Origin of the sequence: Calothrix rhizosoleniae SC01, assembly GCF_900185595.1 — a bacterium.
Classification (GTDB): domain Bacteria; phylum Cyanobacteriota; class Cyanobacteriia; order Cyanobacteriales; family Nostocaceae; genus Calothrix_A; species Calothrix_A rhizosoleniae.
Window position 1 is genome coordinate 1 of sequence record NZ_FYBH01000249.1, and the last position, 15,395, is coordinate 15,395.

The following is a 15,395-nucleotide window of genomic DNA, read 5'->3' on the forward strand; positions in this document are numbered from 1 at the left end:
AACAGTACTTGTTGGTAAAAATTCAGTAGAGCATAAATTAGCCACCCGTTTCCGGGCGGCTTTTTTTATTGTTTTGAGTTAGCCACTCAACCCAATACCCAAAACTTTTTCAACTAGCTCATGGCAACATTGCTGCGGTCATAATTCATCCGGGCATTGGCAGATATCTTACCTTGAACTGGACTCCAGTAATGGGATATTTCTTGAGGAAGATGTAGTTCTTCGCCAACACGTTCCAACATGGATTGCTGACGATTTTTAATTAATTGATAGTGGCGTGTCATTAATGCACGAGCTTTTTCTTGGGTAGACATATATAATTCCTCTCTATTGGTTATTTTAGGAGTTTTTAATTGCTGGGCTTTTACCCTGCATCATTAATATACCAGATTTTCTGTAACGTAGGCTACAGAAAAAATATAAATTAATGTTAACCAAAATAGGTAGGGCAATTTCGCCCATAACAAGGTTGTGCAAATTATTGCAAAACTTTCGGGAGCGTCCCAATTTTTATGCGATACCCTAGAAGGGTATCGCTATACGTGCAAAACCCACCTGCGTGGGTTAAAAAGATTTTATTAGCCCACGCAGATGGGCTTAGTTGGTGTAGCCCCAGGCTTTAGCCTGAGGGATTTTTCAAAAATTGGGATGCTCTCGCAACAAATAAAGACTATTTAAAACAGAGCGCACCCTACAAAATTATGCGATCCACTTAGGAGATTTCCAGCATTAAAATTACCAGGCGATTACAAATTCACTGTAGGGGCGCAAGGCTTGCCATTGGTGTCAACTTAAGCTAGAAGTCACTTATCTGTTGGCTTTCTCACCCACCCTGAACTGAAGTTCCGGGCTAATATACAAAGTCTACTAAAGTAGACTGAAGAAAACCTAGGTTATTTAGTCATCTTCTAGATGACTTCGTGTATGAGCAAGGGAATTCATTCCCTTGCGGGATAAGGGTTTGACGTTAAGTTGACACCAATGAAGGCTTGCGCCCTTGCCATTGGTAAAATTATTTTTAGAAATCACCTTAACATCCTTGGCGTATCGCACTAATTTATCCCTGAATGATGGAAATAAAATTAGCAGGTGTGATAATTGGAATTCCTTGATAAGTATTAAGAATTAAAAGGTCATTATCGCCTGTGATAAGGTAGCTTGCATTGCCAGATACAGCTAATTCTAAAAATTTATTGTCATCTGAATCTGAACAAATTTCCGTTTCATGAACTATATCAATAAATAAGCTTTCATTTCTAACTGCTAGCAAAAATTTTAATCTATTGCTCTCTTCTAAATATTTATCAAATTTCTTTTTACTTATTCTCGATTCTAATTCTTGATAAGTTACCTCACTCTGGAGAATTACAAATTGGCTTATTGCTATGTTGATTACTTCCCTGGGTTTTCCTTGTGGATTGAGTAAAGCACTAATAAAAACATTAGTATCTATAACGACTCGATTATGATTCATCTGCTAGAAGTTCTGTTAACTGAGCTTCTGTCAATCCTTTGTCTTGAGCTTGTTTGCCTATTCTGTCCATAATTTCCAGAAGATTTTCTGAAGCTGCTTCAATAGTTATATTAACTTCTTGTTCACCAGAAAGTCCTAACTGAGCGATAAGTTTAGGAATTTCTGATACCTTAACTTTTTTCAGGATTTGTTTCATTATCTGATTTAATTAGATTAGAATACTATCTTAATAGTACAGCTTTATAAGCAATGGAAGCATGGGAGATGAACAGTTTTTCTTTTACTGACAAAAAAGCGATTGATCGCACTTATGCAATACCCTAGAAGGGTATCGCTATACGAGCAAAGCCCATCTTCATGGGCTAAGAGAATTTTATAGTTAAATTTCTTCGTCTAATTTGTTAAGTATATCTGCTAAATCCCTGGCTCCATGAAGTACGCGGAGAATCTCAACATTAGCATCAGCAATTCTATAGAAAATAAAATACTCCTTAAAATCTTTGATGCGCCATTGTCGAATTTCTCCCAATCTCGACACTACCAACTGCGTTACCTTACCCATACCAGGGGTCTTGACCAACTGTTCAAAAGTAATTTCCGCAGCACTTAAGAATTTAACTGCTATATCTTTATTCCCATTGACTAATATATAATTTGCCAATTGTCGCAAATCTTGTGTTGCCTGATCTTTGACAATTAACCGATAGTTCATCAGCCCTTTGCATTCCCCTCACTGTTCTCACCTAAAACAGCAGAACGCAAATTTTGCCAATATTCTGGAGTTACTTCCTGTCCCTGAGAATCAATACCTTCAAGCAAAAGAGTCTCTAGCTTTTCTTGCGCCTTGCGTTTTTGGTCTTGCTGCACTAAATCTAGAAAATATTCGCCAATATTGTTATAGTCACCTGCTATTACTTGCGCCTCGACGTAAACGCGCACTTGATCGGGTATATCAATATTGATATTCATCGGGCTTCAAGTATAACTACCATAATTGATTTTAACTTAAACTTTCACCCCAATCCGAAATCAATCATCTTAGAATACTATTCTTAATAGTACAGCTTTCTAAGTAATGGAAGCATGAAAGGTAAGTGATCGCACTTCTCGTCAGGAGAAGTTACAGCTTACAGGCATTAACACGGGAAAAAACATATAGTCATACTCATAATAAGCTTCTAAAGCACTTAAAGCCTCACCCAAAGGCTTTTTTGCGATATCTCCACCCCAGCTTGAATTCTGAGCATTCCCATCGTGAACATTCTGGGGTAAAAGTAGTTTTTTAGAAAACCCCGATGATACTGATTGATTAAAATTTCGATTTACCCAATTTAACCACTGATAGTTTCCTGTATGGTCAATTCTCCCAACTGTACGTAAAAAACGTAAATAATTCTGGATATTAGAGCTATTCAAATCTTCTTTATTTAGTAAATTTCCTGTTTCAATCCAAATTTTATTTTTTACCATGTAACCATATTTTCCCTCTGATTGTTTTACCCATAGATCATCAATTTTTTTCAAGTCTGGGCAAGATATTTTATGCATATCCAGCCTCGCTGTTTCCTCTACTCCCGCAATAAACTCCATAAGTATCGCAGTTGTTTCATCTGCTGCTCTCCAGTTTTTCGTTGACAGAAAGAAATTAAGCTCAGCAAAAAATAGTTGTTTGAGAGAATTCCAAACCTCTTGATTCCGATTTTTCTCTAGCTGAAGTAATCCTAGATGAACTAATGTAATATCTGGAGCTGTAATAATTTGATTTTTTGTAAAGGGATTAGTTTCGTTAGGATATTTTTTGATGATATTATATGCTTGTTGATAGGCTTTTATCGCTTGTTTTTGAGATTTTTCAGTAAGAAGTTTTCCTTGTTTGGCTTTCACCAACACTTTTATTTGTATTCCTTCTGCAGAGGTAATTCTATTTCCTTTTTTTCTTAAAAATTCCAGGCTTTCATTAATCTTGTTTTGAGCTTCATCTGGCTGGTATAATGTTTCATACACTTGGGATATAGCAGCCAATAACATTGCTTGTTTCAGGTTATGGTCATTCACCCTAAAAGATAAACCTGCTTGCCTTAAAGCCTCATCAGAAGCTTCTTTTAATTCCTCAGCTCCAATAGCCGGTACCAAACTTTTATTGTGTAACTCTCCAGCTAGTTTAGATAGTTGTTGAACAGTTTCCACATCTTTCTTTGCCCAAGCAAGCTGATTTTGTAAACTTTCTGCCTCTTTCTTCGCGTCATCAGCATTTTGTTGTGCTTTTTGAGCTTGCTGTTCAATATCTTTAAACTTTTTTTCTACTTGTTTAGCCTGGTTCTTTAAAGCTCTAACATTTTTCCTTTCTTGTTCAACTGTTTTATTAGCATCTTTAACCTTTTGATTTGCTGTGATGACTTGCTGTTTAGCATCTTGAGCGTTCTTTCGTGCTTCTAACGCCTTATTCCCTTCTATGGCTGCAAATACTCCCAAACCCACTGCACCCAATACAGCCAAAACTAAAACAATAGTCCCATCCCGAATCCGTCGTTTTGCCTTCCGATTCGCCTCACTCAATACCTGATTTCTCTGCTCTGCTGCTTCCCTATCCTTCCTCTCTCTTTCCAACTCCGCTTCTTTTTCCTCAGCAGCAATTTTCTCTTGAATTTCCTTTTCCCTACTAGCTGCTAAAAACTGTTTATCCTGATAACTTAAACTCTTATCCTTCGCCCATTTTTCCGCACTTGCTAAAGCATTTCCTGTCAACAGCCAAGAATCATCACTACACCCAGAACCAACCCAAGCACGAAAAGCTTCTGAATAGGGACGCAAATTCTTTAATTCATTTTCAACCCAAGCAAGGTTAAAAACTTGTTTATATATTTTGTTATAAACCCTTAACTTACCCTCCCGTCTGGCAACTAACCCAGAAAGCAGTAACTCACTTTGTTCAACAGTATCATTGGCTGTAATTTCAGATTCTTCTTCCGCACCCCTAATTTGTTGATACAACTCCAACAAATACCCAGCACGCTCCTCATTCCTTAAAATCCGAGAACGAATAGTACGTAAATGTTCCGGTTCATCTTGAGATTCCCAACTTTCAATAATCCTTGATTTCACAACTTCTGCAACAGTACGCGGCTTTTCTTGCTCCGACTCCTCCACCATAAATTGACACAACTTTTGCATCAAAAATGGTTGTCCTCCTGTCCATGCTAATATTTCCTCAATTACCCCTTGGGAATCACTAAATTTATCTGATAAACCCATTCTCAATGGCTCAACTTCATGCAATTGAAACCCCTTGAGAGAAATAGCCTTACCAATATTAAAAGGAGTGCGCTGTTTATCTTCAATTAAATTACTTGGTGAAGCAACCCCCAATAAACAAAAAGTGAGGCGATTAAATTCCCAGTTATCAACACGCTGATTATAAAAAGCACGAATTAAAGCAAAAAAGTCATCCGTAGGAAATTTTAAACTGAGAACACTATCAATCTCATCAATAAAAATAACAATATTCGCCTTAACTTCAACCAACAAAACATCTTCAATAAACTTGCGAAATCTTGTGACTTCTGAGTGTAAATGATTCTCTCCCCACCACTCGACTAAATCTACATCTAAATCAAAACTTTCAATCAAATTATCAATCAAATCCACATACCATTGTTGGGGTGTCACATTTTGCACACCACCCGCAGATAAATCGATCGCAGCACATTCTACCCCAGCATCTCGCAATCGCCTCATGGTACGTACCCGGATGCTAGATTTACCGGATTGTCTGGAGTTTAAAACATAGCAAAACTTCCCTGCTGTCAGGGAGTCATATAATTCCCTATCGGCTTCTCTAGTTACATAAGTAGTGGCGTTTTCTGGTAAACTCCCGGAAAATCTGTATTCACTAACCATGATTTATGGTGCTAGGCGCAAGTAATAAGTAATAAGTAATAAGTAAATTTTGAAGTTAATTAATATCATTCCAAACGCACGGAGAAATACTGACGATATAAATCACAACTGGGAACGCAATCATTACCTGAAAGTTTGACTAACCCTAAACTATGTAACTTGAATGCAACTTCAGTATGCAAACGGATAGGTTTATTGGCGTTCACAACTTGTTTATATCCTAATTCTAACTGGGGGTTATGTTGTAAATGCCATAATTGTTGTCGTAAATGATCCCGAAAAATTCCCTGTTCCGTTGGTGCAAGCTGCAATAGTGATTCTATACTATCTTGTTGACTTTTGAGGTGATAAATTGCTTGCTGCATTAAATAAGGATGTCCCCCTAAATTCACCATCAACTCATTCAAACCTTGCTCTCCCAAAACACCATCTAACTTATACTGTTTGGCAAGAGCTGCTACTTGTGGCAAATTAAATTCAGGTAATTCAATTGTAACTCCCACATTAAACGGCGAGTGATTAGTGTCTAACTCAGGATATTGTTCCGTGGAATGCACCACCACCAATCGCAGTTTCTTCCAAAGATTACCAATTCTATCCCCTGACTTAGCAGTTTCATACCAACTCCGCAGCAGTAAACAGAATTGGGGAAAAATCTCTGGATATGCAAACAATCGCTCAAAATTATCTATGGCTAGAATTAAAGGCTGTTCAGTAGCTTTTAATAAATACTTTTGAAAATAACGAGTACAATTCTTATTCAAACCATAAACATCTTGCCAGTATTTATCCAATTGAGGTTCTAATTCTAGGCTGTCAGTAACATCAACACACAACCACTGTAAAAATGTTTTTAAATTAGCAATAATATTAGTTTCAGCCAGCTTTAAATCTAATTTCGCCGTTTGATAACCCTGCTGTCTACCATAATCCAATAACTTCTCCAACAGCAAAGTTTTCCCCATCTTTTGTGGTGCTTTAATCCGAATTAGCGCACCTGCTTGTAAAATCTCCTGATAGGATTTTTCCTCAATTGGGGGTCGTTCAATATATATATTAGTATCTGCTTCTGTATCTGTATTTGCTTCTGTCGCAGAAATCTCATTCCCAGCTTTTTTTTCTGCATCCAATGCGCTCAAAATAATTCCATTTCTTGCTCGCATATAAAGCACTGGCGTAGCAAAATCCCGTCTATCAATTCCCACTTCCATCGAAATCGCATTGCGGGTTGTCTGAATAGCAGCATCTACGGGGTAGCCTAATGCTAGAGTACGGTAAAACTCATCTGCGAGCAGCTTGGCTGTGGTATCAAATATGTGATATTGCATGGCGACAACTGCGGGTATTCCCTTCTGTACTAAATTTGGTGCTGTACCTGCAAATACTTGGTTGGAAGATAACGTTGCACCTTGACAGGAATTGAGAATAACTAACCCTAAGTTTTTGTTACCTAAAAAGAAATTGGCGAATCTTTCATCATCTAATAAATTAGCTCTGCCATCTCGTTCCATCAGGGCAATGTAGCCTTTATTATCCTTAAATTCCCCGTGTCCGATGAAGTGGAATACATTATAAGTCTTCTCCCGCAGCTTTTGGTTAATATTGCGGATGGTAGCTTTTTGTAATATATCTAACTCTATGTTCCCAGATTCTATGTGTTTACCCAGTGCTTCGCGGATTAGCTTTTCTTCACCAGCAACATCCAACTGAGGTAAATTACTAGGACTGGAAATAACTAACAGGACTTTCAGAGGTAAACTAGCAGCTTTGATTTCCCGTTGTTGCAAAGGAACATCAATGTAGCGAGAAAGTACAGTTTGAGTATTGTTTCCAAGAAAAGTGTTAGTTTGTTTATCGTAGAGAAATTCCCAAGGAATAGCAGCTAATTCAGGAGATTCAAATATTAACCGCAAGCGGACACTGTGATTATTGGCTTGTGCTCCTGCGATTGTAGCTTGGAATCGAGCATTAATTTCGTTAGGGAAAAGTGCTTGATATAGCTCATAACCCAGTCCTTTGAGCAACTCACCATCTTTTACCTGGTGGTCAATCAATTTTAATGTATGCTTGGTTCTATCCATATCCAGGCATAATTCACCCCTTACCTCGCCTTGCTCTGATGAAGCGCGAATCTTCTGATTATAGTCAACTAAGATTTGAAAATCCTGGTAATTCATTGAACTTTAATACAGATTATTTTCGGTCATCAGAAAGTGATGGTATTCGTTATGTTGTAACCATTGCTCAATCAGTTCCGTGACTACTTGACTCATCTTGCGTCCCCGCAAAGCGCCAGTAGCATGGAATCGTCTTTTGAGGTTATACCCTATGTTTGTGTGCATTATATTTGAGTTAATAGGGATTCTATAGTTAATTGTACTGAAACAAAGCTACAAGAGTACAGAATCCAATTCCTAGTAACCCAAAAAGTTTTTTCCCGAAGAGCGATCGCTAATCAATCTCCATAAACTCTTTGACCATCACCAGGTAACAGTGTCAGGGATCTAGGACTAATTCTCTCTCCTACAGTAACTTCCATTTCTCCATCCCAAATCTCAATGGAAAGTACTTTATCACTGCTACTTTCGTAGTCAAAATATTGGCAGCGTTGAGCATTACGTCTAACAACTGTACCCTTACGAGTCATCTTAGCCGTACCAGAATCCACACAGCGATAGGTATCTCCGGCAAAATTTAACTGTTGGGGTGGATTTTGACTGACATCCAATTGATTATTCGGTTCTAAGAATGTTACCTCGACTGTATCGTCTTCTTCCACGGATAGCCAGCGAATCTCATCACCATCCTGCAACATATATTCCATCCATGTGTAACCATCCACGTCATAGGTAAGGCTACCTTCTACCATCCAATCCGTACCTAGATACTGAACTATGTCGCCAATTTGTAAATTAAACACATTCCGTTTGAGGGATGGTAGTTCGGGACGTTGCTTACCAGCACCTAACATCCCATTTTGCTGCATTACCAATAATGTAATACCAACAGCAACAATTAAAATTACTATTAACCAAAACATAGTTTTTATTCCTTAATTTATTATCACTGATTGTACTGATTACACTGATTTCACAGATTTTGAGATTACAAGGAGCAGTAAGTAGGTCGGCGTAAAAAATAATCGTTTGGATAAGACAGGGGGCAATGGGAAGGGGACAGGGAGCAGGGGGAACAAGGGTTTTAGGCTTATTTACCTTTCTTCACGTAGTTTGGTTTTATTGTGCCGACTTGGTTCTAATCCGTGAAATTTAGAAATACGTGATCTATTAATAAGCAATCCAACGGGAATCAGATTGGTAACGAACAATCACAGGATGTGAAAGACGATTAACCTCTGCATTACGTAATTGTAAGTCTTTGGGTAGTTCAAACAAATGATGCAAAATTGTAGAAGTAAGAAAGCGGGTATTTACAGGTAACTCTAATTTATTCGTATCTATAGAATTGCGGGATGCGAGGACAAATCCCCAAGGACCAAAACTAGGAACATCTACTACATAAGGATTTACCCTGAGTCCTACTTCAGACATGGTAGTCGCAATACAACTAATGACTTTGGGAGCAAAAAAGGGACTTGATGCTTGAGTAACTAAAATGCCATTGTCTGCTAATCTACCCACTAAACGCCGATAAAAACCTTCTGAGTATAATTTTGCCAGAGTCTTCTCATCTGGATCGGGGAAATCTGCAATCATCACATCAAAGGTTTGCTTGAGAGCCGGTGCTTTGGCAAAAGCATCGGCATTTATTACTTTTACCCGTGGATCTTTTAAAGCGCCTTCATTTACTTGTAGTAATTGCGGATAGCGATTGGCAATTTTAACTACTTCTGGGTCTAACTCAATCACTACCACCTGTTCCACACTTTGCCATTTGAGGATTTCTCGTACCGCCATGCCATCACCAGCACCTAATACTAATACCTTATGTGGGTTAGTGGCGGCGCTCATAGCGGGGTGTACAAGTGCCTCATGGTAGCGATATTCATCCAAGGTAGACATTTGCAAATCGCCATTGAGAAATAGGCGCACATCCTTACCTCGGCGGGTTAAGACAATTCGCTGATACCGAGATTGAACCCGTTTCACAATAGGGGCGGTGTATAAATTATTCTCCAGACTATTGCTTAAAGGTACGGCAATGGGAGCTAAAGCTAACAGCAATACTCCTGTGGCTAATCCCACATATCCCCAACGGCGAATTGGGGCAAAATTACGAGCGATCACAAACACCATAAAGGCAGGAAAAGAACCCAAAACAAAGGCTGTGGGGAACATCCCCAACCAAGGCAAGAATATGATAGGAAAGCCCAAAGAACCAAATAATGCTCCTAAATAGTCCAGTGCTAAGATGGCGGCTAAGGCATCCTTCACCCCTTCAGTTTTTTCGAGTATGCGTGTGAGTAATGGCACCTCTAAACCAGCGAGTAAGCCCAGAATCACCGTCACTAAAAATAATTGCAACCAAATGGAACTACCCATGATGAACAGGGCAAATAATCCCAAGGGTAATATTGCTGTTAGGGGTGCGATCGCTAATTCTACACCGACAAAAGCTAACATTAATTGACGCTGTAGAACATTGCCATCAGCATCGGGAGCAATGAAACGGCTGAGGTAAGAACCAATACCCATAGCAGCTAAAAAACCACCCACTGCAATTCCATAGGCTAAAGCTGGGTTTCCCACTAGGTAACTAGCCAGAGTTCCCAGCAGTAATTCTACGGCTAAGCCAGTGCCGGAAGATACGGCGGCAGCTATCAAGAGTAATCGCCGTTGATTTTTATTTAAGGAAATATTGACAGTTGTATTAGCCTCTGGAAAGTTTGAGATCAAATCAGCACCAATTTTCTGTTCCATAGTTTTTTTAAGAAAATCCCAAACAATGAAGGAGAGAAGGAGTGAAAGAGGGATGGAGGAAAGGAGGGAAGAGGGAAGGAGGGGAAGAGGGAAGGAGGGAAGGAGTGAAAGAAGTGTGGGAAGCGTGGGGATATGAAATAACTAACTATCAACCATCAACTACCAACCATCAACCCTCACTCTCTCACTCTCTCACTCCCACACTCTCTCACTCCCACACTCTCCTTCTTACTTACCTCGCCCAGGACCACCACCCCGAAAATCTTCGTAGTAACCGCGAGTAGTAGTGCTATATATCCATATACCACCTCTGTTATATCCACCAGATAAATTAGTTCTATGCCGGGGTGAGTAATTAGCCTGTTTCTGCTCCCGTAAGACCAAAGCCGATTTTTGGGTATAACCATCAATAATAGCGATCGCGGCCAAAAGTACTGCCAAGCCGGCAAAAATTTTGGTTAACATTAATACCTCTTTAATAATTATAAATTTTTAATACAAAAGTATTTGTTAAATACTGTTAGGAAATAGTTTCCAAAATCTAAGATCTAAAATCCAAAATCCAAAATGGCATTAGACATTCTGGGATTGTGTTCTATCTACAGAATCACCATGAATATAAACAACATCTACAGGATGACGAGTACGGGCCCCATCTTTAACTTTTAAAATGGTTCTATCCACTGGTGAATCTGGTAAAACTTCTACCTGAAACCCATAAGAATCTTGAACATCAAATAAGAAAAATTTCTGAACATTACCACTAGCTCCTTCAATTTTGCCATCTTCTTTTTTGAAATTGAGCTTCATTACTTCAGAGGTTGTATATACTTGTTCACCATAAGAATTATTAATAAATAGCCTTACTTCTAATTCCTTGGGAGAAGTTTCATCGGATTTTACATCCACATTCACCCTCACCAGCCGATTAGCTCCACCAACAGTACCTCTACCACTAGGATCGCTATCATTCAGGCTTTCTTTGATTACCTGTTTGCCAATTTGCGGAATAGATAAATATGCCATTACCCCCAATGCCAAAGAACCAAAAAAACCTGGCCATAAATGGCGTGTATCTACAACACCATTTTCCACTTTCACTTTAAATGGCACTGGTAAATTTATACTACTTCGCCCTGCACCATAACCCAATACATTGATAGCTAGGGTTACTTTCTCTTCTTTCTTAACGCGGACATCTAAACCCCCCTTTAAATCCTGTTCTGCCCAAGTTCCTGACTCTCCATCCTCATACCAACGACCAGATTCTTTCCAAGCTTGCTTAACTGCAGAAGCAATTAACTTACCTTGTTGATCCAGGAGTTGAATTTCGTAAGTGACCCATTGGTTAGTGCGAATCCAGGCTTCTGCATCCACTCGTAATGCACCAATTGGTTGGGGTTTGAGGGTAAATTCTTTCAGCTTTACAGGTTTACCTGTACTCACGCTGACGTTTTTGGAAACAAGAGTTCTTTTAAAAAACGGTGATGCTATTAATGCCATAAATACCAGCGCCGATGATCCTAAAGCAACATATGGCCAAGGCTCAACAAAGCGACTGGTACGCTGAGTATCTACATTTACGGACATAATGTGTTTTTTAAAGGTTATATAAACAACACTCTGTTATAATAACCTTCCGGGAAAATTTGTCTTGGGTGATGATACCAGCAAAATTATTAATAGCCTCAATCCTGTGTAATTATTAGTGTTACAGGATTGTTATTTTATATTAACCATGACTCGTAGAATGTCCCATAAACAATGGCTTGAAATCATCTAGTCATAAATACGGTCGCAAAAAGCTTATTCTGTAAATTAAATTACTGATGCTTTTGATGGTACTAGTTTTAATCTTGATGACTTTACTGAAGAGAAATTGAGCCAGCTCGGTTGATAGGGAAAAATATTTTGTAAGCTTTACCAATCATATTATTGCGTTCTACAACGCCCCAACAGCGACTATCATAACTGCTGCGGCGATTGTCACCTAATACAAGGTATGAATTAGGCGGTATAGTCTGAGGCTTTGAGAAAAAAGGTGGCTGGAGTCCAGAGGTACAAACATCTGTTGATGTGCGCTGAGAAGGAGACAAATAATTATCTTCATTGAGAGGCTTATTGTTAATATATATTGTGCCATCTTTTAGTTCCACTTTTTCTTTAGGTAAGCCGACGACACGACTAATAAAATCACTATTATATCCATCTAAAATTAATTGCTTTGTAGGAGAAAAAACAACAATATCTCCTCTTTGTGGAGCTTGAAAACGATAGCTCAATTTATCAACGAATACTCTATCTGCTTCCCATAAATTTGGGGAACCATACAGTGTCGGTTCCATTGAACCTGAAGGTATCCAACGAGCTTCAACAACGTAGTTTTTGAGCGCAAATGCAAAGCCTCATGATGATAGATTAAGGATGACCATAATTAACGCGATCGCAAATGCAATATTTTTTGACCGTTCTCGATGGTTTGGTGCAAAAGTATATGCTAAATATGCAATATAAGGTGAAATAATTGCAGCGATAAAAGGGCTAGTGCTTGAGCAAATGATTGTTAGAATCACTGCGAAAATACCAAATAACCACTTGCCAATGTAAAAGTGACCAATCCCAAAAAATATTCGAGAGAGGAACATTGCTAACCAAGGATCTTTTGTAGCCTTGCGTGAATCTTCAAAATCAATACTATTATTGCTTTTAGCATAACTGAAAGCATCAAACAAATTCCAAATTAAGAAAATAAAAATAAATGGAAAAAAGCTCAAGCCAATTAATATATTGCCTGTCGAACTAAATATATGCCAAAATGCTATTATTTGTAGAGAAAAATAAAGAAAAATGAGTAATAACCCTTTAACTTTTTTGTAAGAATAGATTTGTCCCAATCCTGGTAAAAACGTTGATAAAATAGTAGCTAACCATGGTTCTCTATTAGACATCTAAATTTTTCCTAAAATCGGAAGTTACTTAGTCAAAATAATTACAAAAAGCGTAAAATCCCTTCTGTTTCAAGAATTAAGAAAATTTTCTTTTAGTGAACTAAGCAAATAGTATCCTTAAATTGGTCAGGTTTTGATATGCTAAAGACCTAGACTAAATGTTTGTTTCAACTATGCCTGCTCCTACTCTAACCCCTAATGTTACAGCCTTTCCCCTAACTGCTGTAGTTGGTCAAGAAGCAATTAAATTAGCCCTCCTACTAGCAGCAGTTGATCCAGAATTGGGAGGAGTAGCGATCGCAGGTCGTCGCGGTACGGCAAAATCAGTCATGGCAAGGGCTATTCATGCTTTAATTCCCCCCATTGAAGTAGTCCCAGGCTCTTTGAGTAATTGTGACCCCCACCACCCAGAAGAATGGGATGATGAATTACTGGCAAGACATAAACCCACAGAAGATTTACCCACGGAAGTTATTCCCGCTCCCTTCGTCCAAATTCCCCTAGGAGTTACAGAAGATCGACTTTTAGGTTCCGTGGATGTGGAAAAGTCTGTTAAACAAGGAGATACAGTATTTCAACCAGGATTGCTCGCTGCCGCAAACCGGGGAGTATTGTACATCGATGAAATTAATTTATTAGACGACCAAATCAGCAACCAGTTATTAACTGTATTATCCGAAGGACGCAACCAAATCGAACGGGAAGGCATTAGCTTTCAACATACCTGTAAACCCCTATTTATTGCTACCTACAATCCAGAAGAAGGAAACTTAAGGGAGCATTTATTAGATAGAATTGCGATCGCTCTTTCCGCTGATGGGGTATTAGGATTAGACGATCGGGTGCAAGCAGTGGAACAGGTAATATCCTACTCCCGCTCCCCCCAAGAATTTCTCCAGCAATATGACGAAGAACTTGATAGCATCAAAACCCAAATTATCTTGGCACGGGAATGGCTCAAGGAAGTACAAATTAGTCACGAACAAATTATTTACTTAGTAGAAGAAGCCATTCGGGGTGGAGTACAAGGACATAGGGCAGAATTATTTGCTACCCGCGTCGCCAAAGCATCCGCCGCTTTAGATGGACGCTCCCAGGTAAATGCCGATGATTTGCGGCGAGGGGTGGAATTAGTTATTGTCCCCCGTTCCACCATTGTGCAGACACCACCTCCAGAAGAGCCACCACCACCTCCCCCTCCACAAAACCAAGAAGAACCGGAATCCGAACAAGAGCAAGAGCCAGAAGAGCAAAAAGAGCAAGAAGAACAACAGCAACAAGAACCACCCAGTATTCCCGAAGAATTTGTCTTCGATCCCGAAGGAGTAGTTCTCGATCCCAGCGTATTGTATTTTGCCCAGATGTCCCAGCGTCAAGGTAAATCAGGTAGTCGCAGCGTGATTTTCTCCGATGATAGGGGACGTTACATTAAACCCATGCTACCCAAGGGAAAAGTTAAACGCATTGCCGTTGATGCCACCTTGAGAGCCGCAGCACCCTATCAAAAAGCCCGCAGACAAAGATATCCTGGCAGAAAAGTGATTATTGAGCAAGGAGACATGCGCTCTAAACGCTTGGCACGTAAAGCAGGAGCATTAGTAGTATTTTTGGTAGATGCCTCCGGTTCTATGGCACTCAACCGGATGCAATCAGCTAAAGGTGCAGTCATGCAGTTATTAACAGAAGCTTACCAAAGCCGGGATCAAGTTGCCCTCATTCCCTTTCGAGGAGAAGATGCAGAAGTTTTGTTACCACCCACCCGTTCCATAGCCTTAGCCAAACAACGTTTAGAAAGATTACCCTGTGGTGGTGGTTCCCCCCTCGCTCATGGTTTAACACAAGCAGTACGTGTTGGTTTGAATGCTCAAATGAGTGGAGATATTGGGCAAATAGCTATTGTGGCAATTACCGATGGACGGGGTAATATTCCTTTAGCCCGTTCCTTGGGAGAACCACAAGAGCCAGGAGCAAAACCAGATATTAAAGGTGAACTATTAGAAATTGCTGCCAGAATTCGAGCTTTAGGTATACAGCTATTAGTAATTGATACTGAAAGTAAATTTGTTTCTACCGGGTTTGCCAAAGAACTAGCAAAAACTGCTGGTGGTAAATATTACCATTTGCCTAAGGCTACCGATCAAGCTATTGCTGCAATGACCAGAGGAGCGATCGCAGATTTAAAATCTTAATATAAAC

The 15,395-nt window shown here is 39.3% G+C and carries 15 protein-coding genes and 1 pseudogene; 1 reads left to right on the forward strand and 15 read right to left on the reverse strand.

From position 1 onward, the window contains the following. Nucleotides 1-113: 113 nt before the first annotated feature. The 15 genes and pseudogenes from CALSC_RS14715 to CALSC_RS14775 all read right to left on the reverse strand — a co-directional run bounded on the left by CALSC_RS14715 (nucleotide 114) and on the right by CALSC_RS14775 (nucleotide 13,199). Nucleotides 114-314, reverse strand: coding sequence for a hypothetical protein (locus CALSC_RS14715; RefSeq protein WP_088242076.1), 201 nt, complete (start codon nucleotides 312-314; stop codon nucleotides 114-116). Between the two features lie 583 nt (nucleotides 315-897). After that, nucleotides 898-1,053 (reverse strand): hypothetical protein, encoded by a 156-nt coding sequence (locus tag CALSC_RS26515; RefSeq protein WP_159460630.1) that lies wholly within the window; start codon nucleotides 1,051-1,053, stop codon nucleotides 898-900. Nucleotides 1,054-1,057: 4 nt separating this feature from the next. Beyond that, nucleotides 1,058-1,474: a putative toxin-antitoxin system toxin component, PIN family gene (locus CALSC_RS14720; protein ID WP_088242077.1), complete on the reverse strand. Its 417-nt coding sequence runs from the start codon at nucleotides 1,472-1,474 to the stop codon at nucleotides 1,058-1,060. Next, nucleotides 1,464-1,670 carry a hypothetical protein gene (locus tag CALSC_RS14725; RefSeq protein ID WP_088242078.1) on the reverse strand — a complete coding sequence of 69 codons (207 nt, stop codon included), beginning with the start codon at nucleotides 1,668-1,670 and terminating at the stop codon, nucleotides 1,464-1,466. The genes CALSC_RS14720 and CALSC_RS14725 overlap by 11 nt, the downstream gene beginning before the upstream one ends. A gap of 183 nt (nucleotides 1,671-1,853) precedes the next feature. Then, nucleotides 1,854-2,186 carry a type II toxin-antitoxin system RelE/ParE family toxin gene (locus CALSC_RS14730; RefSeq protein ID WP_235006797.1) on the reverse strand — a complete coding sequence of 111 codons (333 nt, stop codon included), beginning with the start codon at nucleotides 2,184-2,186 and terminating at the stop codon, nucleotides 1,854-1,856. After that, nucleotides 2,186-2,443 (reverse strand): ribbon-helix-helix domain-containing protein, encoded by a 258-nt coding sequence (locus tag CALSC_RS14735; RefSeq protein ID WP_088242080.1) that lies wholly within the window; start codon nucleotides 2,441-2,443, stop codon nucleotides 2,186-2,188. The genes CALSC_RS14730 and CALSC_RS14735 overlap by 1 nt, the downstream gene beginning before the upstream one ends. A gap of 141 nt (nucleotides 2,444-2,584) precedes the next feature. Beyond that, nucleotides 2,585-5,371, reverse strand: a complete 2,787-nt coding sequence (locus tag CALSC_RS14740) for an AAA-like domain-containing protein (RefSeq protein ID WP_088242081.1) — start codon at nucleotides 5,369-5,371, stop codon at nucleotides 2,585-2,587. 65 nt (nucleotides 5,372-5,436) lie between these two features. After that, nucleotides 5,437-7,548 (reverse strand): AAA-like domain-containing protein, encoded by a 2,112-nt coding sequence (locus CALSC_RS14745; RefSeq protein WP_088242082.1) that lies wholly within the window; start codon nucleotides 7,546-7,548, stop codon nucleotides 5,437-5,439. 6 nt (nucleotides 7,549-7,554) lie between these two features. After that, nucleotides 7,555-7,713, reverse strand: coding sequence for a hypothetical protein (locus tag CALSC_RS27050; protein WP_200817642.1), 159 nt, complete (start codon nucleotides 7,711-7,713; stop codon nucleotides 7,555-7,557). 113 nt (nucleotides 7,714-7,826) lie between these two features. After that, a complete protein-coding gene (locus CALSC_RS14750) occupies nucleotides 7,827-8,411 on the reverse strand; it encodes a DUF4178 domain-containing protein (RefSeq protein WP_088242083.1) in 585 nt (194 codons plus the stop codon). Nucleotides 8,412-8,658: 247 nt separating this feature from the next. Continuing rightward, nucleotides 8,659-10,251 carry a polyamine aminopropyltransferase gene (locus CALSC_RS14755; RefSeq protein WP_088242084.1) on the reverse strand — a complete coding sequence of 531 codons (1,593 nt, stop codon included), beginning with the start codon at nucleotides 10,249-10,251 and terminating at the stop codon, nucleotides 8,659-8,661. A gap of 228 nt (nucleotides 10,252-10,479) precedes the next feature. Further along, complete coding sequence (locus CALSC_RS14760) at nucleotides 10,480-10,716, reverse strand: hypothetical protein (protein WP_088242085.1); 237 nt, start codon at nucleotides 10,714-10,716, stop codon at nucleotides 10,480-10,482. 108 nt (nucleotides 10,717-10,824) lie between these two features. Further along, nucleotides 10,825-11,841 (reverse strand): hypothetical protein, encoded by a 1,017-nt coding sequence (locus tag CALSC_RS14765; RefSeq protein WP_088242086.1) that lies wholly within the window; start codon nucleotides 11,839-11,841, stop codon nucleotides 10,825-10,827. Between the two features lie 275 nt (nucleotides 11,842-12,116). After that, nucleotides 12,117-12,650, reverse strand: a pseudogene (lepB, locus tag CALSC_RS14770) (signal peptidase I); the annotation flags it as partial. 6 nt (nucleotides 12,651-12,656) lie between these two features. Then, complete coding sequence (locus tag CALSC_RS14775; protein WP_088242088.1) at nucleotides 12,657-13,199, reverse strand: hypothetical protein; 543 nt, start codon at nucleotides 13,197-13,199, stop codon at nucleotides 12,657-12,659. Between the two features lie 173 nt (nucleotides 13,200-13,372). Here CALSC_RS14775 and bchD point away from each other — a divergent pair, with 173 nt between their 5' ends. Next, nucleotides 13,373-15,388, forward strand: coding sequence for a magnesium chelatase ATPase subunit D (bchD, locus tag CALSC_RS14780; protein ID WP_088242089.1), 2,016 nt, complete (start codon nucleotides 13,373-13,375; stop codon nucleotides 15,386-15,388). The last annotated feature ends 7 nt before the right edge of the window (nucleotides 15,389-15,395 follow it).

Excerpts from the sequence above, each read along its gene's own strand:
- CALSC_RS14715 (WP_088242076.1), bottom strand. The coding sequence starts at position 314 with ATGTCTACCCAAGAAAAAGCTCGTGCATTAATGACACGCCACTATCAA.
- CALSC_RS14720 (WP_088242077.1), bottom strand. The coding sequence starts at position 1,474 with ATGAATCATAATCGAGTCGTTATAGATACTAATGTTTTTATTAGTGCT.
- CALSC_RS14725 (WP_088242078.1), bottom strand. The coding sequence starts at position 1,670 with ATGAAACAAATCCTGAAAAAAGTTAAGGTATCAGAAATTCCTAAACTT.
- CALSC_RS14730 (WP_235006797.1), bottom strand. The coding sequence starts at position 2,186 with ATGAACTATCGGTTAATTGTCAAAGATCAGGCAACACAAGATTTGCGA.
- CALSC_RS14735 (WP_088242080.1), bottom strand. The coding sequence starts at position 2,443 with ATGAATATCAATATTGATATACCCGATCAAGTGCGCGTTTACGTCGAG.
- CALSC_RS14740 (WP_088242081.1), bottom strand. The coding sequence starts at position 5,371 with ATGGTTAGTGAATACAGATTTTCCGGGAGTTTACCAGAAAACGCCACT.
- CALSC_RS14745 (WP_088242082.1), bottom strand. The coding sequence starts at position 7,548 with ATGAATTACCAGGATTTTCAAATCTTAGTTGACTATAATCAGAAGATT.
- CALSC_RS27050 (WP_200817642.1), bottom strand. The coding sequence starts at position 7,713 with ATGCACACAAACATAGGGTATAACCTCAAAAGACGATTCCATGCTACT.
- CALSC_RS14750 (WP_088242083.1), bottom strand. The coding sequence starts at position 8,411 with ATGTTTTGGTTAATAGTAATTTTAATTGTTGCTGTTGGTATTACATTA.
- CALSC_RS14755 (WP_088242084.1), bottom strand. The coding sequence starts at position 10,251 with ATGGAACAGAAAATTGGTGCTGATTTGATCTCAAACTTTCCAGAGGCT.
- CALSC_RS14760 (WP_088242085.1), bottom strand. The coding sequence starts at position 10,716 with ATGTTAACCAAAATTTTTGCCGGCTTGGCAGTACTTTTGGCCGCGATC.
- CALSC_RS14765 (WP_088242086.1), bottom strand. The coding sequence starts at position 11,841 with ATGTCCGTAAATGTAGATACTCAGCGTACCAGTCGCTTTGTTGAGCCT.
- CALSC_RS14775 (WP_088242088.1), bottom strand. The coding sequence starts at position 13,199 with ATGTCTAATAGAGAACCATGGTTAGCTACTATTTTATCAACGTTTTTA.
- bchD (WP_088242089.1), top strand. The coding sequence starts at position 13,373 with ATGCCTGCTCCTACTCTAACCCCTAATGTTACAGCCTTTCCCCTAACT.